This is a genomic window from Pseudomonas sp. s4 (assembly GCF_046764235.1).
Classification (GTDB): Bacteria; Pseudomonadota; Gammaproteobacteria; order Pseudomonadales; family Pseudomonadaceae; genus Aquipseudomonas; species Aquipseudomonas asiatica.
In genome coordinates this window covers 2,440,773-2,460,937 of the sequence record NZ_CP177209.1, presented here as the reverse complement: position 1 = coordinate 2,460,937, position 20,165 = coordinate 2,440,773, and the positions used below count along the sequence as shown (strand labels likewise).

At 65.7% G+C, this 20,165-nt stretch carries 18 protein-coding genes; 13 read left to right on the top strand and 5 right to left on the bottom strand.

Translation table 11 applies throughout. The features are described from left to right. Positions 1-252: 252 nt before the first annotated feature. The gene (locus ACK56M_RS11585) at positions 253-1,080 is read right to left on the bottom strand and encodes an IclR family transcriptional regulator (RefSeq protein ID WP_100413689.1); all 828 of its coding nucleotides are present in this window, start codon (positions 1,078-1,080) and stop codon (positions 253-255) included. A 249-nt stretch (positions 1,081-1,329) separates the two neighbouring features. On the opposite strand from ACK56M_RS11585, the gene ACK56M_RS11580 reads away from it, so the two are divergent. Genes ACK56M_RS11580 through ACK56M_RS11550 form a run of 7 tightly spaced genes read left to right on the top strand, consistent with a single transcriptional unit; the run spans position 1,330 to position 7,844 of the window. Beyond that, the gene (locus ACK56M_RS11580) at positions 1,330-2,349 is read left to right on the top strand and encodes an ABC transporter ATP-binding protein (protein ID WP_015270001.1); all 1,020 of its coding nucleotides are present in this window, start codon (positions 1,330-1,332) and stop codon (positions 2,347-2,349) included. After that, positions 2,346-3,215: an ABC transporter permease gene (locus ACK56M_RS11575; protein ID WP_100413690.1), complete on the top strand. Its 870-nt coding sequence runs from the start codon at positions 2,346-2,348 to the stop codon at positions 3,213-3,215. Before ACK56M_RS11580 ends, ACK56M_RS11575 begins: the two co-directional genes overlap by 4 nt. Positions 3,216-3,219: 4 nt before the next feature. Beyond that, positions 3,220-4,014, top strand: coding sequence for an ABC transporter permease (locus ACK56M_RS11570; RefSeq protein WP_100413691.1), 795 nt, complete (start codon positions 3,220-3,222; stop codon positions 4,012-4,014). Positions 4,015-4,028: 14 nt separating this feature from the next. Continuing rightward, on the top strand, positions 4,029-4,319 hold the full coding sequence (locus ACK56M_RS11565) for a (2Fe-2S)-binding protein (protein WP_013972115.1): 291 nt from the start codon (positions 4,029-4,031) through the stop codon (positions 4,317-4,319). Continuing rightward, on the top strand, positions 4,316-5,674 hold the full coding sequence (locus ACK56M_RS11560) for an NAD(P)/FAD-dependent oxidoreductase (RefSeq protein WP_100413692.1): 1,359 nt from the start codon (positions 4,316-4,318) through the stop codon (positions 5,672-5,674). The genes ACK56M_RS11565 and ACK56M_RS11560 overlap by 4 nt, the downstream gene beginning before the upstream one ends. Next, the gene (locus ACK56M_RS11555) at positions 5,671-6,804 is read left to right on the top strand and encodes an NAD(P)/FAD-dependent oxidoreductase (RefSeq protein ID WP_015269997.1); all 1,134 of its coding nucleotides are present in this window, start codon (positions 5,671-5,673) and stop codon (positions 6,802-6,804) included. The genes ACK56M_RS11560 and ACK56M_RS11555 overlap by 4 nt, the downstream gene beginning before the upstream one ends. Then, complete coding sequence (locus ACK56M_RS11550; protein ID WP_015269996.1) at positions 6,801-7,844, top strand: ABC transporter substrate-binding protein; 1,044 nt, start codon at positions 6,801-6,803, stop codon at positions 7,842-7,844. The genes ACK56M_RS11555 and ACK56M_RS11550 overlap by 4 nt, the downstream gene beginning before the upstream one ends. A gap of 239 nt (positions 7,845-8,083) precedes the next feature. Here ACK56M_RS11550 and ACK56M_RS11545 read toward each other — a convergent pair whose 3' ends face one another. Beyond that, positions 8,084-8,854 carry an IclR family transcriptional regulator C-terminal domain-containing protein gene (locus ACK56M_RS11545; protein WP_054571860.1) on the bottom strand — a complete coding sequence of 257 codons (771 nt, stop codon included), beginning with the start codon at positions 8,852-8,854 and terminating at the stop codon, positions 8,084-8,086. A 154-nt stretch (positions 8,855-9,008) separates the two neighbouring features. Here ACK56M_RS11545 and ACK56M_RS11540 point away from each other — a divergent pair, with 154 nt between their 5' ends. The 5 genes from ACK56M_RS11540 to ACK56M_RS11520 all read left to right on the top strand — a co-directional run bounded on the left by ACK56M_RS11540 (position 9,009) and on the right by ACK56M_RS11520 (position 15,097). Beyond that, positions 9,009-9,818 carry a shikimate dehydrogenase family protein gene (locus ACK56M_RS11540; protein WP_015269994.1) on the top strand — a complete coding sequence of 270 codons (810 nt, stop codon included), beginning with the start codon at positions 9,009-9,011 and terminating at the stop codon, positions 9,816-9,818. A gap of 4 nt (positions 9,819-9,822) precedes the next feature. Further along, positions 9,823-11,556, top strand: coding sequence for an FAD-dependent oxidoreductase (locus ACK56M_RS11535; RefSeq protein ID WP_100413693.1), 1,734 nt, complete (start codon positions 9,823-9,825; stop codon positions 11,554-11,556). After that, positions 11,541-11,861, top strand: coding sequence for an NIPSNAP family protein (locus tag ACK56M_RS11530; protein ID WP_013972108.1), 321 nt, complete (start codon positions 11,541-11,543; stop codon positions 11,859-11,861). Before ACK56M_RS11535 ends, ACK56M_RS11530 begins: the two co-directional genes overlap by 16 nt. 39 nt (positions 11,862-11,900) lie before the next feature. Continuing rightward, a complete protein-coding gene (locus ACK56M_RS11525) occupies positions 11,901-13,580 on the top strand; it encodes an FAD-dependent oxidoreductase (protein ID WP_054571862.1) in 1,680 nt (559 codons plus the stop codon). 191 nt (positions 13,581-13,771) lie between these two features. Continuing rightward, on the top strand, positions 13,772-15,097 hold the full coding sequence (locus ACK56M_RS11520; protein WP_015269991.1) for an MFS transporter: 1,326 nt from the start codon (positions 13,772-13,774) through the stop codon (positions 15,095-15,097). Positions 15,098-15,455: 358 nt separating this feature from the next. Here ACK56M_RS11520 and ACK56M_RS11515 read toward each other — a convergent pair whose 3' ends face one another. The 3 genes from ACK56M_RS11515 to ACK56M_RS11505 form a co-directional block, all read right to left on the bottom strand. Next, on the bottom strand, positions 15,456-16,271 hold the full coding sequence (locus ACK56M_RS11515) for a sugar phosphate isomerase/epimerase family protein (RefSeq protein WP_102083882.1): 816 nt from the start codon (positions 16,269-16,271) through the stop codon (positions 15,456-15,458). Positions 16,272-16,288: 17 nt separating this feature from the next. Beyond that, a complete protein-coding gene (locus tag ACK56M_RS11510; protein WP_100413695.1) occupies positions 16,289-17,341 on the bottom strand; it encodes a Gfo/Idh/MocA family protein in 1,053 nt (350 codons plus the stop codon). A gap of 140 nt (positions 17,342-17,481) precedes the next feature. Then, positions 17,482-18,258: an IclR family transcriptional regulator gene (locus ACK56M_RS11505; protein ID WP_085663306.1), complete on the bottom strand. Its 777-nt coding sequence runs from the start codon at positions 18,256-18,258 to the stop codon at positions 17,482-17,484. 194 nt (positions 18,259-18,452) lie between these two features. On the opposite strand from ACK56M_RS11505, the gene ACK56M_RS11500 reads away from it, so the two are divergent. Beyond that, positions 18,453-20,165, top strand: coding sequence for an FAD-dependent oxidoreductase (locus ACK56M_RS11500; protein ID WP_100413696.1), 1,713 nt, complete (start codon positions 18,453-18,455; stop codon positions 20,163-20,165).

Genomic DNA, 20,165 nt, shown 5'->3' with positions numbered 1-20,165 from the left:
CACATAACTCATTGATTTAGCGGGGCTCTGTGGGAGCGGGCGCGCCCGCGAACACCGGCGGAGCCGGTGCCAGGCACCGCGTTGGATTCTTCGCGGGCACGCCCGCTCCCACACGGTACGCGGACCGCTTGCGCACTGAGTTCTCTGCGCGACAGCGCAGCCCAAAGGTCTGGGCAATCTCCCACAGGGATGGCGCCACGCTCAAGCCTCGAAAGCATGCGCGTGCCATCCAGCTGTTGCCGGGCCTGCAGCTCAACCAAACACATGCGAAGGCCGGCGCAGCACCGGGTCGAACGGGTTGACCCGCTCGCCAATCGCCGCCGCCTCGCGCTTGAGCAGCGCTACCACGGTCGGCATGCGGTTGGGCCCCAGGCGGTCGCTGATGGTCGCCACGCTCAGGGCCGCCACCGCATGGCCGTTACGATCGAGGATCGGCACCGCCAGGCCGGCCATGCCATCGAGTACTCCAGTATTGCGCCCGGCATAGCCGAGGCTGCGCACATTGTCGATTTCGGCGCGCAGCATGACTTCGTCGTAATGGTGGAAATCCTTCAGCCGCGGCAGGTTGTAGCGGATCACCTCGTCGCGCTCCTCCTCCGGCAGGAAGGCCAGGATTGCCAGGCTGCCCTGCCCCACCCCCAAGGCCACACGGCCGCCGATATCACCGGTGAAGGTACGAATCGGGTATGGCCCTTCGCTGCGGTCCAGGCACACCGCATCGAACCCTGAGCGCGCCAGCAGGAACAGCGAATCGCCCAGCGAGGCCGACAGCCGCAGCAGGCTGGGGCGCACCACATCGCGCAGGTTGCCGGCTTGCCCGGCCTTGGCCGCCAAGGCAAAAAAATCCAGGCTCAGCCGGTAGCGCTTGCTGGTCGCGCACTGGTCGACCATGCCTTCTTCAATCAGGCTGCGCAGCAGGCGGTGGGTCGTGGGTTGCGCCAGGCCAACCCGCAGCGCCAGTTGGCTGACCTTCTCGCCCTCGCCACCGCTATCTCCCAGCGCACGCAACACGGCGAACAAACGCGACACTGCACTGACACCTACTTCCTTGGCCTGCTCATTTCGTTTATCGGAATCCATTTTTCGTCAAACCTTAGAAAATTCCAGTCAGCGGAATAATTTCAAAATAGCTGTCACCCAGTGAAATTACCCTTTGTCGCCATCCTAATCATTGCCCTACTCTCCGGTCCATAGGGCGATATCACAACATCGGCCGCCGCCACAGAAGCGAGCGCCAACGTCCGTAAAAGCATTGCTTTTCGCCGCTGGCGCTCTGCCCACCCTGAAACTGCCGGTTGACCCCGGTTCCGTTTGCGATGGAGCACAGCCATGACCTTTCTGTTGATCGACAAGCTTTGCAAGCGCTATGGCGCCACGGAGGCAGTGGCCAGCTCGTCACTGGCCATCGAGAAAGGCGAGTTCGTCTCCCTGCTTGGCCCTTCGGGCTGCGGCAAGACCACCACCCTGCAAATGATTGCCGGCTTCGTCGAGGTCACCAGCGGCCGCATTGTCCTCGACGGCCGCGACATCACCCACGCCAAGCCGGCCAGCCGAGGCCTGGGCGTGGTATTCCAGAGCTACGCGCTGTTCCCGCACATGACCGTGCGCGACAACGTCGCCTTCGGCCTGCGCATGCGCAAGGTGGCCAACGCCGACATAGCCCGCCGGGTCGACCAGGCCCTGGCGCTGGTGCGCCTGGACAAACATGCCGAGCGCTACCCGCGCGAACTCTCCGGCGGCCAGCGTCAACGGGTGGCCCTGGCCCGTGCACTGGTGATCGAACCGCCGGTGCTGCTGCTGGACGAACCACTGTCCAACCTGGACGCCCATCTGCGTGAAGAAATGCAGTTCGAGATCTGCCGTATCCAGAACGAGGTCGGCATTACCACTTTGATGGTCACCCACGACCAGGCCGAGGCGCTGTCGATCAGCGACCGGGTGGTGGTGATGGAAGCCGGGCGCATTACCCAGGTCGATGCCCCCTACCGCCTGTATGAACACCCGGGCACGCCTTTCATTTCCGACTTTGTCGGCAAGGCCAACCGCCTGCACGGCGTAACCGGCCCCGACGGGCAACCGCGGGCGGATGCCCAGGGCCCGCTGACCCTCAGCCTGCGCCCGGAAAAGATCAGCCTCGGCCCGGCCGGCAGCGGCAAGCTCGCAGGCCGCATCAGCTGCCGTTACTTCCTCGGCAGCCAATGGCTGTATCGGGTCGACACCGCCCTGGGCAACCTGGCCGTGGTGCGTGCCAACGACGGCAACACCCCGCTGGATGAAGGCACACAGGTCGGCCTGGACTGGAACGATGCCCTGCTGCGGGTGCTGAACGCTGGCGAGGTGGCGGCATGAGCGCGGCAAAGCTGCGCAGCAGCGCCTGGGGCTATGGCTTGAGCAGCCCGGCGCTGCTGTTGTTCCTGGCCTTGCTGGTGGTGCCATTGGGGCTGACCGTGCTGCTGTCGTTCAACGCGTTCGACTACAGCAGCGGCATCCAGGCCGGCCAGTACACCCTCGGCCATTACCTGAGCCTGGTGACCGACACCTACTACTACGAGATCTTCTTCCGCACCTTCTGGATCAGCGCCCTGGTCACCCTGCTTTGCGTGCTGATCGGCATCCCCGAGGCCTTGGTGCTCAGCCGCATGGGCGCGCCGTGGCGCTCCATATTCCTGATCCTGGTGCTGACCCCGCTGCTGATTTCGGTAGTGGTGCGAGCCTTCGGCTGGAGCCTGCTGCTAGGCGCCGACGGCCTGGTCAACCAGAGCATCACTGCCCTCGGCGGGCAGCCGGTGAAGCTGCTGTATACGCCGTTTGCAGTGATCATCGGCCTGGTCCACGTGATGCTGCCGTTCATGATCATCCCGGTGTGGACTTCGCTGCAGAAACTCGACCCGACTGCCGAGCAGGCTGCGCTATCGCTGGGTGCCAGCCAGTGGACGGTGTTCCGCCGCATCGTGCTGCCACAGATCATGCCCGGCGTGCTGTCGGGCACGCTGATCGTGTTCGGCCTGGCCGCCAGCTCGTTCGCCATCCCAGGCCTGCTGGGCGGTCGCCGCCTGAAGATGGTCGCCACCATGATCTACGACCAGTACCTGGCCGAACTGAACTGGCCGATGGGTGCAACCATCGCCGTGGCCCTGCTGCTGATCAACCTGCTGGTGATGCTCAGCTGGAACCGATTGGTCGAACACCGCTACAAACGCGCACTTGGAGTCTGAACCGATGACCCGTAACGGCCCGCTGGCCCTGTCCTTTCACGCCCTGGTGATGCTGTTCATGCTCGCCCCGCTGGTGGTGGTGTGCCTGGTGGCATTCACCCCGGAAAACACCCTGAGTCTGCCCACTGCCGGCTTCTCGCTGCGCTGGTTCAGCGCCGTGTTCGAGCGTGCCGATTTCCTCAATGCGTTCTACAACAGCCTGAAACTCGCGGCCCTGGCTGCCACGCTGGCCACTCTGATCGCCGTGCCGGCGGGCCTGGCGATCACCCGCTACAGCTTCCCCGGCCAAGGCTTTCTCAACGGCCTGCTGCTATCGCCGATCATCATCCCGCATCTGGTGCTGGGTGTGGCCTTGCTGCGGCTGTTCGCCCTGCTGGGGGTCAATGGCAGCTTCGCCTGGCTGGTGTTCGCCCATGTCGTGGTGATTACCCCCTACGTGCTACGCCTGGTACTGGCTGCAGCCATCGGAATCGATCGCAGTGCCGAGCAGGCTGCGCAAAGCCTGGGCGCTGGCCGGGTCACGCTGTTCTGCAAGGTCACCCTGCCGATGATCCTGCCCGGTGTAGCCGGCGGCTGGCTGCTGGCCTTCATCAACAGCTTCGACGAAGTGACCCTGTCGATCTTCGTCACCTCGCCTGCCACCCAGACCCTGCCAGTGCGCATGTACGTATACGCCACCGAATCCATCGACCCGATGATGGCCGCCGTCTCGGCGCTGGTGATCGCCGTCACCGCCCTGACCATGGTCGCCCTGGACCGCGTATATGGCCTGGACCGCGTGCTGGTGGGTAAGCAATGACAAGGAATGCTCCCATGCCCCTGTTCAAGCGCGTGGCCGAACACGACCGCGAGCCTGTGCCTTTCCTGCTCGACGGCCAACCGGCCAAAGGCATGAGCGGCGATACCCTGCTGACTGCCATCCTGACCAATGCCGGGCACCTGCGCGGCAGCGACTTCAACGCCGAACCACGCGCCGGCTTCTGCCTGATGGGCGCCTGCCAGGACTGCTGGGTACGGCTGCAGGATGGCCGCCGGGTACGCGCCTGCTCGACCTTTCTGGAATCGGGCCAGTGCGTGACCCGCGACCCGGGGCGCCAGCCATGAGTGCGATCGTGATCATCGGCGCCGGCCCGGCCGGCATCCGCGCCGCGCAAACCCTCGTAGCCCACGGCCTGCGCCCGGTGCTGCTGGACGAAGCCAGCCGCGGCGGCGGGCAGATCTACCGCCAGCAGCCGGCCAATTTTCGCCGCTCGGCCAAAGCCTTGTACGGCTTCGAGGCCGGCAAGGCCCAAGCCCTGCACAACACCCTCGAGCAACTGCGCGGGCAGGTCGACTACCGCCCGGACACCCTGGTTTGGAACGCCGAGAACCAAGTGCTGGACACCTTGCAACAGGGCCACCTGGCCGACCGCCTGGCGTTCGACCGGGTGATCGTCGCCACCGGTGCCACCGACCGGGTGTTGCCGATACCCGGTTGGACCCTGCCTGGGGTCTATACCTTGGGCGCTGCGCAGATCGCCCTGAAGTTCCAGGGCTGCGCGATCGGGGAACGGGTGGTGCTGGGCGGCAGCGGGCCGCTGCTGTACCTGGTGGCCTACCAGTATGCCAAGGCCGGTGCCAGGGTCAGCGCGGTGCTCGACACCTCACCGTTCAGCGCCCAGGTGCGTGCCCTGCCACGCCTGCTTCTGCAACCGGGCACCTTTGCCAAGGGCCTGTACTACCGAGCCTGGCTGGCCCGCAAGGGGGTGCCCGTGCACCAGGGCGTGACCCTGCTGGGTATCGACGGCGAGCAACGCGCCAGCGGTGTGCGCTGGTTGAGCAATGGCCAGCAACACGACCTGCCGTGCGACGCCATGGCATTCGCCCACGCCCTGCGCAGTGAAACCCAACTGGCCGACCTGCTGGGTTGCCAGTTCGCCTGGAGCGCGCTCAACCGCGCCTGGCTACCGGTACGTGATGCCCAGGGCCGGGCCAGCAGCCCCGGCGTATACCTGGCAGGCGACGGTGCCGGCATCCTCGGTGCCGACGGTGCCGAGATGAGCGGTGAACTGGCCGCCCTGACACTGCTGGCCGACCTCGGCAAGCCCGGCAACCCGCAGCGCCAGCAGCAACTGGAAAGGCGCCTGGCCACCCTGCAGCGCTTCCGCCAGGGGCTGGAGCAGGCCTTTCCGTTTCCCGAGCAGTGGGCACGGCAAGCTCCGGACCAGCTCACCGTGTGCCGCTGCGAGCAGATCAGCGCCGGGGAAATCCGCGCCACCGTGCGTGCCGGGCACTGGGAAATCAACCGGGTCAAAGCCATATGCCGAGTCGGTATGGGCCGCTGCCAGGGCCGCGTGTGCGGTGCTGCTGCCGCCGAGTTGATCGCCTGCGAAAGCGGTCGGGCCATTGACCAGGTCGGGCGCCTGCGTGGCCAGGCTCCGGTCAAGCCCCTGCCCTTTGGCCTGGAGATAAAACCATGAAGCTGATCGAAGTGGACGCCATCGTCGTCGGCGGCGGCATCGTCGGCAGCAGCGCTGCCTTGACCCTGGCCCGCGCTGGTCGGCAAGTGGCATTGCTGGAACGCGACTTCTGCGGCTCGCATTCCAGCGGGGTCAACTACGGCGGTGTGCGCCGTCAGGGCCGCTCGTTGGCGCAGCTGCCATTGTCGATGCGCGCCCATGCCATCTGGGGGAATCTGCGCGAGTGGATCGGCATCGATGGCGAATACGCCCGCAGCGGCCACCTCAAGCTGGCACGCAGCGAAACCGACTTCGATGCCTTGAAGGCCTATGCCCAGCGTACCCAGGCTTTTGACCTGCGCCTGCAACTGCTTGAACGACGCGAACTGCGCCAGCGCTTCCCCTGGGTGGGCGATATCGCCGTCGGCGCCTCGTACTGCCCCGAGGACGGCCATGCCAACCCACGGCTGGTGTCACCGGCCTTCGCCCAGGCAGCCAAGCGCAGCGGCGCCCAGGTGCATGAGCAGTGCAAGGTGCTGGAGGTGGGTCACGACGGCTACCGCTTCAGCCTACACACCAGCAGCGGCCAAGGCTTCAAGGCGCCCTGGCTGTTGAATTGCGCCGGCGCCTGGTCGGCGCAACTGGCCGAGCGGTTCGGCGAGCCGGCGCCGCTGACCGCGGCCCACCCGGCCATGCTGGTCACCGAGCCGCTGCCGCTGTTCATGACCGCCAGCACCGGGGTCGAAGGCGGCGGCATCTACGCCCGCCAGGTGGCGCGTGGCAACTGCGTGCTGGGTGGCGGGCGCGGTTTTGCCCTGACCCCGACCACCGCACGCCCGGGCCAGGCCGCAGTACTCGACATCCTGCGCAACGCCACCGAGCTGTACCCGGCACTGGCGGGCGCCCAGGCCATACGCACCTGGAGCGGCACCGAGGGTTACCTGCCCGATGACGAACCGGTGCTCGGCCCCAGCCTGCACCAGCCTGGCCTGCTGCATGGATTCGGCTTTGCCGGTGCCGGCTTCCAGATAGGCCCGGCTGCCGGTGAAGCGTTGGCGCAATGCATCCTGCACGGCGCGCCGGCACTCAGCCTGGCGGCTTTTTCCATCAACCGCTTTCAGCCCAACCACTACAAGGAAAACCTGTCATGACGCACAAGCAACGTTTGCTCGCCCTGTTCTGCACCGTGCCCGGCCTGTTCGCCTGCCTGCCCGCCATGGCCCAACCCACGCTGTACCTGGGCATGAACGGCGGCACCATGGAGCGGCTGTTCAGCGACAATATCCTGCCAAGGTTCGAGCAGGCCAACGGGGTGAAGGTGGTGATCGTTCCCGGCACCTCGGCCGACATCCTGGCCAAGGTCCAGGCCACGCCGAACAAGCCGTCGATCCATGTGATGGTGCTGGATGACGGCATCATGTACCGCGCCATCGGCATGGGCCTGTGCAGCACGCTCAAACCCAACCCGACCTTGGCCCAGTTGCCGGAAAAGGCTTTGATCAAGGACAAGGCTGCCGCAGTCAGCCTGGGCGTGACCGGGCTTGCCTACAACAGCCGCCTGTTCAAGGCCAATGGCTGGGCAGCGCCTACCTCATGGAACGACCTGGCCGACCCGCGCTTCAAGGACAAGGTGGTGTTCCAGTCGATGGCATCGTCCACCTTCGGCCTGCATGGTTTCCTGATGTACAACCGCCTGCACGGCGGTAGCGATACCGACGTCAACCCGGGCTTCGCCGCCTGGCAGAAGAACGTGGGCCCGAACGTGCTGGAGTACATCCCCAACTCGGCCAAACTCTCGGAAATGGTGCAAACCGACGAAGCCGCGCTGTTCCCGCTCACCCCCACTCAGGTGACGGCGCTGAAGCTCAAAGGCATCCCGGTGGAGTACGCCGCGCCCAAGGAAGGTGCCGTGGTGCTCAACCAGGCCGAATGCGTCACGGCCAACAACGACCAGCCGGAGCTTGCACAGAAGCTCGCCGAGTTCCTGCTCAGCCCCGAGGCGCAGTCGCCGGCACTGGAGCTGGGTGACCAGATCCCGTCCAACCCCAACACGCCCACCAGCGACAAGACCCGTGGCCAGGTCGAAGCCATGCAGACCTACCTGCAGACCGCCGTGACCATCGACTGGGACCAGGTCAATACCCAGCGCCCCGAGTGGAACGCGCGCTGGAACCGCCAGATCGAGCGATAAGCCGAGGACCTGGGCCGTCACGTATAGAACAAATATCGCTCGTTTGAAGCGTCCTTTGTAGGAGCAGCCTTGTGCTGCGAAGAGGCCGGTACAAGCAATAGACAGGCTTTGTCAGTACCGGCCTCTTCGCAGCACAAGGCTGCTCCTACAGAACCTCACTAAACCAATGAGTCATGTGTTGTTCTATGAGAGCGGGTTTACCCGCGAAGACGGCAGCACGATTCCCGAACCATACCGCCTCAATCCAGCACCGGCCGCAATAACGCCTGGGCCTCATACAAGGTCGGCAGATACCGCAAGCGTATTTCATCCACACTCAACCGCGAAGCATGGGTGGTGATGGTCAATGTCGCCTTCAGCCGGCCAGCCCGGTCCAGAAGTGGCACACCCAGCACGCGCATGCCGACTTCATACTCCTGGTCCACGATACAGAACCCTTGCTCCCTCACCCGCAGCAACTCCACCTCCAGTTGCAACCGGTCCGTCTGTGTATAAGGCGTCAACCCTCGCAGCGGGTTACGCGCAAAGTAGGCATCCCGCTCCCCCTCATCCAGCCAGGCCAGCCAGACGCGCCCGCCGGCAGTGCAATACATCGGCACCCGCGAACCCGGCCGGATCGACAACGAGGACACATGGCTGTAACGGCTGCGTACCAGATGGATGATCTCGTCACCATCACGGGTACCCACCGACACATGCTCCTGCGTCTGCCGCGCCACCTGCTCGACTATCGGCCGCAGCATGCGCGGTAGTTGCGCCGAATCCACATACGCCTGGCCGAGGCGCAGCGCCTTGGGCGTAAGCCAGTACTCACGGCTGTCGGTTTCGGCAAACCCTTCGTGCACCAAGGTCAACAGAAACCGCCGCGCGGCACTGGGGGTAAGGCCGGACAACCTGGCCGCCTGCGGCACGCTAAGGCGCGGCTGCTCGGCGCTGAACAGCTGCATCAGCGCCAGGCCCTTCTGCAAGCCGGCGATCAGGTCACGGGGGTGGATAGCGGGGGTGTTCATCTATTCGACTCGCAAGCAGGGCAAAAACAGCCGATTACCGCGATAACCGGATCAATGTTGCGATTATCGCATCAAACGCCCGATCAGCGCATTGTTGCCCACGCCCCCTTGCCTCACCCTTGGCCTGCATAACAACGCCAATAAGGAGGTCAGCATGATTCGTGGTTCGACTGAACTGGTCGCCATCGTCGGTTCGCCCATTGCCCAGGTGAAGTCCCCCGAAAACTTCAACACCTGGTTCGCCAACAACAACTGCAACCTCGCCATGCTGCCCATCGATCTGCATGAGGCCGCGCTGGCTACCTTCGCCGGCACCCTGCGCGGCTGGCAGAACCTGCGCGGTTGCGTGGTCACCGTGCCGTACAAGCAGGCCCTGGCCAGCCGCCTTGACGGCCTGAGCGAGCGCGCAGCCGCGCTGGGCTCGGTCAATGTGATTCGCCGAGAGCGTGACGGGCGACTGCTGGGCGACAACGTGGACGGCGCCGGCTTCCTCGGTGCTGCGCGCAAACATGGCTTCGAGCCGGCGGGCAAGCGTGCGTTGGTGATCGGTTGTGGCGGGGTCGGCAGTGCCATTGCCTATGCGCTGGGCGAGGCCGGCATCGCCAGCATCACCCTCAGCGACCCCAGCACCGCGCGCATGGGCGCTGTGTGCGAGCTGCTCGGCAATGCCTTCCCCGCGGTCGAACTCGCCACCCGGGTCGACGGGCTGGAAGGCTTCGACCTGCTGGTCAACGCCTCCCCTGTCGGCATGGGCGGTAGCGCGGAGCTGCCACTGCCTGCCGCCCTGCTCGCCACCTTGCAACCCGAAACCCTGGTCGCCGATGTGGTCACCTCACCCGAGATCACCCCGCTGCTGAAACGGGCACGCCAGGCAGGTTGCTCGGTCCAGACCGGCCCGGAAATGGCCTTCGCCCAACTCGGCCACCTGGGCGCCTTCATGGGCGTCACGCCGCTGGAGATCTGAAGCCATGCCGACACATGAACATACGCAACACAACTTTGACCTGGTCGTGCTGGGCAGCGGCGCCGGTGGCCTTACCGCTGCCGCCACCGCCGCCCGCCGGGGGCTGAAAGTGCTGGTGGTGGAAAAGGCCGAGCACTTTGGCGGTACCTCGGCAATTTCCGGTGGGGCGGTGTGGCTCTATGGTACTGATCAAGCCCGCGCCGCTGGTGCGGTGGATTCCCCCGAGGCCATTCGCACCTACCTCCGGCAGGTCATCGGCGACGGCTATGACCCCGCGCTGGTCGACGCCTTCATCGAGCATGGCCACCAGGCGCTGCGCTGGCTGGAGCAGAACACCGAACTGCGCTACGCCCTGCGCCCGCATTCGCCGGACTACTACCCGGACGCCCCCGGTGCCACCCAGTTTGGCCGGGCGCTGGAGATGGTCGAGTACGACGGCAGGCAGCTCGGCTCGCACTTCAAGGACCTGCAGATGCCGCCGCCCGGCATGTTGCTGTTCGGCGGCATGATGGTCAACCGCGTGGATATCCAGCACTTTCTCAGTATTCGCCGCTCGCCCCGGTCGCTGTGGCATTGCCTCAAGCTGATGGCGCGTTACGCGCGGGACCGCCTGCATCATCCGCGTGGCACCCGCCTTACCACCGGCAACGCCTTGATCGCCCGCCTGGCCAGCAGCGCCTTCGCCCATGGCACGCAGCTGTGGTTGCGCAGCGAAGCCCTGGAGCTGATCGTCGAACGCGGCGTGGTCACCGGCGTGGTGGTGCAACGCGAAGGGCGCCGTGAACGGGTGTTGGCCCGGGGTGGTGTGGTGTGCGCCATGGGCGGGTTCGCTGCTGGCGCGCTCGCCGACAGCTACCGGCCGGCCCGGCAGGCGCCGCACCTGACCATGTCACCGCCCACAAATGACGGCGCTGCCCTGCGCCTTGGCCAAGCCGTGGCCGCAGCCCAGGGTGAGGGCCTGGTGGCCAACTTCTTCTGGGCGCCGGTTTCGGAACTGCGCCATGCCAGTGGCGAGCATGAGCGCTTCCCGCACCTGGTCACCGACCGCGCCAAGCCGGGGATGATCGCGGTGGGCCCGGACGGGCGACGCTTCGTCAACGAGTCCGATTCCTACCACCACTTCGTGCAGACCATGTTCGCCAAAGGCATCGCCAGCTGCTGGCTGGTCTGCGATGCCGAAGCGATGAACCGCTACGGCCTGGGCCTGGCGCGGCCAAAGCCGGTGGACAACCAGGCGTTGATCCATGCCGGCTACCTGCACCGCGCCGCAACAGCGCAGGCACTGGCCAAGACCATTGGTGTCGACCCACAGGTATTCATGCAGACCCTGGAGCAGTTCAACGCCGATGCCCGCAACGGCATCGACCGCGCGTTCGGCAAAGGCGGCAACAGCTACAACCGCTACATGGGCGACCCGCAACACACGCCCAACCCATGCCTGGCGCCGCTGACCAGCGGCCCGTTCTACGCCATCCGCATCCACACCGGCGACCTTGGCTCAGCCCGCGGCCTGGTGACCAACGCCCAGGCCAACGTGCTGAACCGCGATGGCCAGCCGATTGCCGGGCTGTATGCAGTCGGCAACGACATGAACTCACTGATGAAAGGCACCTACCCCGGCCCCGGCATCACCCTGGGCCCTGCCCTCACCTTCGGCTGGCTCGCTGCCAACCACATCGCCGTGCGCCTGCAGGCGCCAACCACCCAAATGGAGACCCCAGCATGTACTACGAACTGAGAACCTACACCCTCGACCCACTGAAAATGGCCGACTGGCTGAGCCTGTACCAAAGCCACGCGCTGGAGGTGCAAAGCGAGCATCTCGGTAACCTGGTCGGCTTTTTCACCAGCGAATTCGGCGAGGTCAACCAGGTGGTGCATATCTGGGGCTATGCCAGCCTCGACGAACGCATGGCACGCCGCGCAGCCATGGCAGCGGACCCCCGTTGGGCAGAGTTCTCAAGGCGCAATCGCGAACTGGGCGCGGTGCTGCGCTTGCAGTCGCGAATGCTGCGGCCCACCGGCTTTTCGCCGCTGCAGTAAAACTAAAACCTTCCTCCAATGCCTGAGCGGAACCCCACGATGCAACCCCTCGAATGTGACGTACTTGTCATCGGCTCCGGTGCCTCTGGCCTGGCTGCCGCCGTTACTGCCGCCCATCACGGCCAGCAGGTGATCGTCGCGGAAAAAGCCAGCCAACTGGGCGGCACCAGTGCCTGGTCGGGGGGCTGGCTGTGGATACCGCGCAACCCGCTGGCCATTGCCGAAGGCATCGTCGAGACAGACGATGCCCCGGAGCGCTACCTGCGCGGGCAAACCCACGTCAGCGAACTGGACCCGCGCCAGCGCGCCTTCCTGCACCATGGCCCGGAGATGGTGGCGTTCTTCCAGCAACACACCGCCGTGCAGTTCCAGTGCGGCAGCCGCATGCCCGACATGCGCGAGGGCGATGGCAGCACGCGCGGTGGTCGTTCGCTGTGCGCCCTGCCATACGACGGGCGCCTGCTCGGGCCCTGGCTGCACAAGCTGCGCCCACCGCTGGACATCGTCAGCCTGGCCGGCATGGGCATTGCCGGCGGCGCCGACATGGCCGCCTTCTTCAACGCCACACGCTCGCCCACGGCCGCGCTGCATGTGGGCAAACGCCTGCTGCGCCATGGCCGCGACCTGCTGCTGCACCGCCGCAGCCTGCAACTGGTCAATGGCAACGCCCTGGTGGCACGGCTGCTGCGCAGCGCCCTGGACCTGGGCGTGACGCTACTGACCGACAAGCCGGCCAGCCGCCTGCTGGGCGAAGGCCGGGTCAGCGGCGCACAGTTTGCCGACGGCCAGATGATCCACGCCCGCCGCGGTGTGGTGCTGGCCTGCGGTGGCTTTGCACATGATCGCCAGCGCATCGCGCACCTGATGCCACATGCGCCGGACGGTACCCAGCATTACTCCGCAGCCCCCAGGGAAAACAGCGGCGACGGCCTGCGCCTGGGCGAACAGGCCGGTGGCATGGTCCAGGCGACTGCGACCCATGCAGGTGCCTGGGCACCTGTGTCGAGGGTGCCGCGCAGCGATGGCAGTTTCGGCCATTTCCCGCACTTGATCGATCGCGCCAAGCCCGGTTTCATCGCCGTGCGCGGCGATGGCCGGCGCTTCGTCAACGAGGCCGATTGCTACCACGACTTCATGAACGCGCTGTTCGCCGCCACGCCGCAGGGTGAAGCGCCGGAAGCCTGGCTGATCTGCGACCATGCCGCGCAACGTCGCTATGGTATCGGCTGGGCCAAGCCCTTCCCTTTCCCCACTCGTCACTATCAACGCTGCGGTTACCTGCACAGCGGTCGCACGCTGGAGGAACTGGCGCAGCGCTGCGGGATCGACGTCGAGCAGTTGCAGCGCACGGTGGACGGTTTCAACCGCCATGCAACCCGGGGTGAAGACCCGCTTTTCCAGCGCGGTGTATCGGCCTACAACCGGGCGCAGGGCGAGCCGTCGCAAGCCCCCAATCCGTCGCTGCGGCCACTGCTGCACGGGCCGTTCCACGCAGTGAAACTGTTGCCGGGCAGCCTGGGTACCTTCGCCGGCCTGGGCACGGATGCCTCGGCCCGGGTACTGGACCGCAATGCGCGGCCGATCCCCGGGCTGTATGCGGTGGGCAACGACATGCACAGCGTGATGGGCGGGCACTACCCGAGTGGCGGTATCACACTGGGGCCGGGGATGACATTCGGTTATCTGGCTGGTAGAGCGTTGAGTACCTTGACCACCTGAATTCACGTTGCCCCTTGCCTCGCCCGCAGGCCCAACGCAACCGTTCGGTAACCGAACACTAGCCCCTCCCTTTAATTGACGCTGCCGCCTTCACTGCTCACCATGCACCGGCCTTGCGTGCCCCCTGCCTGGGAACTGGTCACGTACTCGCAGCACCGCAGCTGAATACAATTTCAAGAATCGAGCAGTTTATGAACCACTCCAAGATCACCCCCGCCGCCCCCCGGATGCCCCAGGGTTCGATCGGCGACAAGCTTCGCGGCGCCTTCGGCGTCGGCAAGACCCGTTGGGGCATGCTCGCCCTGGTGTTCTTCGCCACCACCCTGAACTACATCGACCGTGCCGCGCTCGGCATCATGCAGCCCGTCCTGGCCAAGGAAATGAGCTGGACGGCGATGGACTACGCCAACATCAACTTCTGGTTTCAGGTCGGCTACGCGGTCGGCTTCCTGCTGCAGGGCCGGCTGATCGACAAGGTCGGGGTGAAGCGCGCGTTCTTCTTCGCCGTGCTGCTGTGGAGCCTGGCCACCGGCGCTCACGGCCTGGCCACCTCGGCCGCTGGCTTCATGGTCTGCCGCTTCATCCTCGGCCTGACCGAGGCCGCCAACTACCCGGCCTGCGTGAAGACCGTGCGCCTGTGGTTCCCGGCTGGCGAGCGGGCCATCGCCACCGGCCTGTTCAATGCCGGCACCAACGTCGGCGCCATGGTCACACCAGCCCTGCTGCCGATGATTCTGGCCGTGTGGGGCTGGCAGGCCGCGTTCATCGCCATGGGCAGCCTGGGCCTGGTGTGGGTGGTGCTGTGGGTGTTGAAGTACTACAACCCTGAAGATCACCCGCGCGTGCGCCAGAGCGAGGTGGAGTACATCCAGCAGGATGACGAGCCCGAGCCGACCCGCGTGCCGTTCAGCCGTATCCTGCGCCTGCGTGGCACCTGGGCCTTCGCGGTGGCCTACGCGATTACCGCACCGGTGTTCTGGTTCTACCTGTACTGGCTGCCACCGTTCCTCAACCAGCAATACAGCCTGGGCATCAACGTGACCCAGATGGGCATCCCGCTGATCATCATCTGGCTGACGGCGGACTTCGGCAGCATCGGCGGCGGCATCCTGTCTTCCTGGCTGATCGGCCGTGGCGTGCGCGCCACCACCGCGCGGCTGGTGTCGATGCTGATCTTCGCCTGCACCATGGTCAGCGTCACCTTTGCCGCCAACGCCAGTGGCCTGTGGGTCGCGGTGGCGGCCATCTCGCTGGCGGTGGGCGCGCATCAGGCATGGACGGCGAATATCTGGAGCCTGGTGATGGACTACACGCCCAAGCACCTGGTGAGTACGGTGTTCGGTTTCGGCAGCATGTGCGCGGCGATTGGCGGGATGTTCATGACGCAGATCGTCGGTAGCGTGCTGACCGCTACCAATAACAACTATGCCGTGTTGTTCACCATGATCCCGGCGATGTACTTCCTGGCGCTGGTGTGGATGTACTTCATGGCGCCGCGCAAGATCGAGAGCGCCTGAACGCGCTGACCATTTTCCTCTACGGGGCCCTTGCGGGCCCTTTTTTTTGGCCAGTCAGCAAACAGCAGTTCTTGCCTGCCCGGCCTCATGGCCGGCAAGCCAGCATTGGTTCGGCGAGGTTCTGTAGGAGCAGCCTTGTGCTGCGAAGAGGCCGGGGCTGCCAAAGCCTGTCTATTGGCTGTACCGGCCTCTTCGCAGCACAAGGCTGCTCCAGCAAAGGACGCGTCAGACGAGCGATATTGGTTCTCTGCGCGACAGCGCAGCCCAAAGGGCTGGGCAATCTCCCACAGTTACCTGTGGGAGCGGGCGTGCCCGCGAACACGGGCGGTAGCCCGTGCCATGCGCCGCGTACTATCAATCAGACTCTGGCCAGCACTGCCATGGCCTTCTCCAGCGCCATGCGCGCACGCTGTTCGCCGCTCATGCCCTGTTCCAGCAACTGCCGTGTGGGGATCTCCAGGCTCAACGGCACATTTGGCGGCAAGCCGCGCAGCAGGCCGACCAGATCGGCATCGCCCTCGCCCGGGAAGCGCCGCTCGTTGCGTGCCTGGCGCAGGATCTCGTCCATCTCGGCCGGCACCGGGCCGGCAACGTCGCACAGCTGGGCATAGCGCATGCGCTGCGGTGCCAGTTGCGCCAGATCGTCCAGCGAAGAACCGGAGCGGTTGAAGTGGAAGGCATCCACCAGCACACAGCCATTGGCACGGTCAGCGTTGGCCACCACCCGCATGGCCTGGCGCAGGTCACGCACATCAGTCCAGGGCATGAACTCCAGGTGCGGATGAATGCCATACCTCGCCGCCAGGTCACACAACGCAGCAAAGCGCTCGGTCAGCCGCGCTTCATCCGGGTCGTTGCCAGCCACCAGCAGCTCCGTGCCGCCCAGCTCGGCGCCCACCGCCAGGATCGGCTCGAAATCGGCGACACAGGTTTCCGGCTTCAGCCTCAGGATCTCCAGGTCGAGCACCTTGATGCCCGTGTCGCGCAGGCGCGCCTGGGTCTGGCGGCGCAGGCCGGCATCGGCCACCAGCGGGAAATGCTGCTCCTGCTCGGTGGCGGGCACCAGGCGCAGGCCAACGTGGCTGTAACCGGCGCGGGCTGCTGCCTCGACCATGTCCGGCGGGGACAGCTCGAGTACCGTCAGGGCCGCCAGGGAGAAAATTCGATCAGTCATTATCGTCACCCGACAATTCAAGCAATGTGCTCGGGCGCACGGGCCCGGCCAGTTTCCGCGGCCTGGCGGATCGCCTGGACCAGCGCCAGGGTACGGCCACCATCGGCGGCATCGATCAGCGGCGCCTGCTCACCCCGGGCAACCCGCACGAAGTGTTGCAACTGCAAGGTCAATGCCTCGCCGGCGGGGATGCTTTCCTCGCTCTGCAACAACGGCGTGTGCCAGCCCGACCCGACCTCGGCGTAGTGCCAGCGCTTGAGTTGCGGAATGCTCAGGGCCCCCTGGGTGCCGGCCAGCAGGTAGCACGGTTGGCCATCCTGGCGCGGGTAGACGGGGCTTTCGCCGGAGTCCAGCTCCCAGCTCCACGGCGCGGCCACCGCGTCGGAGCCAGTCAGGCTGCCCAATGCTCCATTGGCGAACTGCAGTAGCACCGCGGCACTGTCCTCGTTGGCAAAACCGCGCACATCGTTGCGGGTGAATGCCTGCACCTGTACCACCTCGCCGCACAGGTGGCGCAGCAGGTCGAGGTCATGGATCAGGTTGGTCAGCAGGAAGCCAGCGCCCGGCTCGCGGCGCCAGGGGGTGTCGAAATAGCTGTCGGGCTTTTGCAACTGCCACAGCGCGGTGACGTTGATCAGTCGGCCCAGCTTGCCGTCGGCAATCACCTGGTGAGCCTTGGCGATCAGCGGGTTATGCCGGCGATGATGGCCGACCAACACCGGCACATCGTGGCGGCGCGAGGCTTCCACCAGCGCGCGGACTTCATCCAGGTGCACGCCCACCGGTTTTTCGACCAGCACCGGTACACCGGCCTCGACGCAGTCCAGGGCGGTGGCGACATGCAGGTTGTTCGGGTTGGCGACGATCACTGCCTCGGGGCGCGCGTGCTCCAGCATCTGGCGGTGGTCGGCAAAACAGGGCACGCCGCATTCGGCGGCAAAGGCCTCGGCCTGCGGGCCCGGGTCGGCCACAGCGCACAGCTGGGCCTGCGGCACATTCAGCAAATGCTGGTAATGCTGGCGGCCCATGCTGCCGGCGCCAATCAAGGCAATACGAAGGGGTGCGTTCAACAGCCTGTCCTCTTGTCATTGTTGTCATGCGGATTCCGGAATCTGATTCCACAATCCACATTCGACAATTTAGAACCAGGTTCAGCTTTTAAGAAGAAGCCGCAGGACAGAGTGTGCGGTAATCGACCGGAAATGCACCTTCAAGCGAACAACTCACTGGCCCGGCTGGCCGCCGACAGTTCCTCTGCCGCCGCCAGCAACAGCGGCGCCAGTTCTGCCAGGCGGCTTTGCGCCAGGCGCGCACTGGGCCCGGCGATGCTCAGCACACCGATCACCTCGTCACTTTGCGGGCGGCGCACCACCGCAGCCAGGGCCGAGGTGCCAATGGCCGAGGTTTCCTCGACCCAGGCATAACCACGCTCGCGGGCGCGGCGCAGGTAGGTGAGCAACTCGTCGGTGGAGCGTGGCGCATTCGGGCCGAACTGCGCCGGGTCGGCAATACCCTGGCGCAACACCATCTGCAGCGCCTGCTCATCGTCCAGGCTGGCCAGCCAGGCATGCCCGGACGCGGTGTAGAACAGCGGCGCGTCGCGGCCCATGTCCGGGTCATAGCGCAGCCCGGAGCGGGCACCCTGGGACTTGGCGATCCAGGTCTGGCGGGCGCCGTCGATCACGCCAAGGCGCACCAGTTCGCCGCTGTCCTGGGCCAGGCGGTCGAGAATCGGCTGAATGATGTCGGCACCGCTGCTGGCCAGGTAGCGGAAGCCCAGCGCCACCAGCTTGGCCGACAGCTGGTAGCGGCTGTTATCCCGGTTCTGCCGCACATAGCCCAGCCGCACCAGTTCGGTGAGCATGCGATGGGTGGCGCTCTTGGGGATATCCAGGCGCTCGGCCAGGGTTTGCAACGGCAGCCCTTGCGGCTCACCGGTAAGGCTTTCTACAAGACTGAAGGCGCGTTCGATCTGACTACCAGCCATGACACAGGTCCCTGAAATTTCTGCGAATTCTAGAAGATGATTCCACACCGCCAATAGCCGCCGCAGCAAGGGCGGCACGAACTGTCCGGTTATCGCCCATTACTTGCCCGGAAGGGCCGCCATACCCTTGCGGGCCGATTCGCTGCCAATAAGAATGTGGAACCTTGTTCCAATAACAATACAGGAATCCCGCAATGCCTTCCGCTCCCTACGAAACCGAATGCGATGTGCTGGTCATAGGTTCTGGTGCCGCCGGGCTGGCTGCGGCCGTGACGGCGGCCTGGCATGGGCAGAAGGTGATCGTGGTGGAGAAGGAGCCAGTGTTCGGCGGCGCCACCGCCTGGTCCGGTGGTTGGGCCTGGGTGCCGCGCAACCCGCTGGCACGCCGGGCTGGCATCGAGGAGGACATCGAGCAGCCGCGTACCTACCTGCGCAATGAACTGGGGGCGTATTACAACGCCGAACGCGTCGACGCCTTCCTCGAAGCCTGCCCGCACATGGTGACGTTTTTCGAAAAGCACACGGCACTGCAGTTTGCCGACGGCAACGGCATCCCCGACATGCATGGCGACACACCGGGCGCGGCCCAGGGCGGGCACCAGGTGATTGCCGCGCCCTATGATGCCCGCGAGGTGGGTGCGCTGCTGCCACGCCTGCGCAAGACCATGCGCGAAACCTCGTTCATGGGCATGCCGATCATGGCGGGTGCCGACCTTGCCGCGTTCCTCAACATGACCCGCTCGCCCAAGGCCTTGCTGCACGTGTGCAAACGCTTTGGCCGCCACCTGTATCACCTGGCCCGGTACGGCCGGGCGATGCACCTGGTCAACGGCGTGGCGCTGGTGGCCCGCCTGGCCAGGTCGGCACAAGACCTGGGCGTGCGCCTGCAGGAATCGGCGCCGGCCAAACGCCTGCTGGTCGAGGATGGCCAGGTGCGGGGCGCGCTGGTGGCTACACCGCAGGGCGAGCAACTGATCCGTGCCAAGGCCGTGGTGCTTGCGGCGGGTGGCTTCCCCAACGACAACGCCCGCCGTCAGCAACTGTTCCCGCGCGATGCCAGTGGCCATGACAACCTGGCCCTGCCCCCCAATGGTTGTTCGGGTGACGGCCTGCGCCTGGGCGAGTCGGCCGGCGGTGTGGTCGCTACCGACCTGAAGTCGCCGGTGGCCTGGGCGCCGGTTTCGCGCGTGCCGCACCGCGACGGCAGCGTCGGCCATTTCCCGCACATCATCGAACGCGGCAAACCGGGCATCATCGGCGTGCTGGCCAACGGCAAGCGTTTCGTCAACGAAGCGCATGGCTACTACGACTACGTGTCAGCGATGGTCGCGGCGGTGCCACAGGGCGAAGAGGTGTGTTCGTGGCTGGTCTGCGACCACCGTTTCCTGCGCCGCTATGGCCTGGGCCACGCCCGCCCGGCGCCACTGCCGGTGTGGCCGCACGTGCGTAGCGGCTATCTCAAGCGGGCTGCCACCCTCGAGCAGTTGGCCCAGGCCTGCGGCATCGACCCGGTAGGGTTGCGCGCCACGGTCAGCGACTTCAACAACCATGCCCGCAACGGCCAGGACCCGGCGTTCGGCCGAGGTTCCACACCGTTCAACCGCAAGCAGGGTGACCCGCAGCACAAGGGGCCAAACCCTTGCGTGGCGCCTATCGAACATGGGCCGTTCTATGCGGTGAAGGTGCAGCCCGGCTGCTTTGGCACCTTTGCCGGGCTGCGCACCGACGGGAATGCCCGAGTGCTGGATGAAGCTGGGCAGCCGATTGCTGGCCTGTATGCGGCGGGTACCGACATGGCCAGCGTGTTTGGCGGCTGGTATCCGTCGGGTGGTATCAACCTGGGCCCGGCGCTGACCTTTGGCTATGTGGCCGGGCGGCATATTGCTGGGGTGCGGGAGTATGAATGA

Bases quoted from the DNA above. Each gene is read 5' to 3' on its own strand.
- ACK56M_RS11585 (WP_100413689.1), bottom strand. From the start codon at position 1,080: ATGGATTCCGATAAACGAAATGAGCAGGCCAAGGAAGTAGGTGTCAGT.
- ACK56M_RS11580 (WP_015270001.1), top strand. From the start codon at position 1,330: ATGACCTTTCTGTTGATCGACAAGCTTTGCAAGCGCTATGGCGCCACG.
- ACK56M_RS11575 (WP_100413690.1), top strand. From the start codon at position 2,346: ATGAGCGCGGCAAAGCTGCGCAGCAGCGCCTGGGGCTATGGCTTGAGC.
- ACK56M_RS11570 (WP_100413691.1), top strand. From the start codon at position 3,220: ATGACCCGTAACGGCCCGCTGGCCCTGTCCTTTCACGCCCTGGTGATG.
- ACK56M_RS11565 (WP_013972115.1), top strand. From the start codon at position 4,029: ATGCCCCTGTTCAAGCGCGTGGCCGAACACGACCGCGAGCCTGTGCCT.
- ACK56M_RS11560 (WP_100413692.1), top strand. From the start codon at position 4,316: ATGAGTGCGATCGTGATCATCGGCGCCGGCCCGGCCGGCATCCGCGCC.
- ACK56M_RS11555 (WP_015269997.1), top strand. From the start codon at position 5,671: ATGAAGCTGATCGAAGTGGACGCCATCGTCGTCGGCGGCGGCATCGTC.
- ACK56M_RS11550 (WP_015269996.1), top strand. From the start codon at position 6,801: ATGACGCACAAGCAACGTTTGCTCGCCCTGTTCTGCACCGTGCCCGGC.
- ACK56M_RS11545 (WP_054571860.1), bottom strand. From the start codon at position 8,854: ATGAACACCCCCGCTATCCACCCCCGTGACCTGATCGCCGGCTTGCAG.
- ACK56M_RS11540 (WP_015269994.1), top strand. From the start codon at position 9,009: ATGATTCGTGGTTCGACTGAACTGGTCGCCATCGTCGGTTCGCCCATT.
- ACK56M_RS11535 (WP_100413693.1), top strand. From the start codon at position 9,823: ATGCCGACACATGAACATACGCAACACAACTTTGACCTGGTCGTGCTG.
- ACK56M_RS11530 (WP_013972108.1), top strand. From the start codon at position 11,541: ATGTACTACGAACTGAGAACCTACACCCTCGACCCACTGAAAATGGCC.
- ACK56M_RS11525 (WP_054571862.1), top strand. From the start codon at position 11,901: ATGCAACCCCTCGAATGTGACGTACTTGTCATCGGCTCCGGTGCCTCT.
- ACK56M_RS11520 (WP_015269991.1), top strand. From the start codon at position 13,772: ATGAACCACTCCAAGATCACCCCCGCCGCCCCCCGGATGCCCCAGGGT.
- ACK56M_RS11515 (WP_102083882.1), bottom strand. From the start codon at position 16,271: ATGACTGATCGAATTTTCTCCCTGGCGGCCCTGACGGTACTCGAGCTG.
- ACK56M_RS11505 (WP_085663306.1), bottom strand. From the start codon at position 18,258: ATGGCTGGTAGTCAGATCGAACGCGCCTTCAGTCTTGTAGAAAGCCTT.
- ACK56M_RS11500 (WP_100413696.1), top strand. From the start codon at position 18,453: ATGCCTTCCGCTCCCTACGAAACCGAATGCGATGTGCTGGTCATAGGT.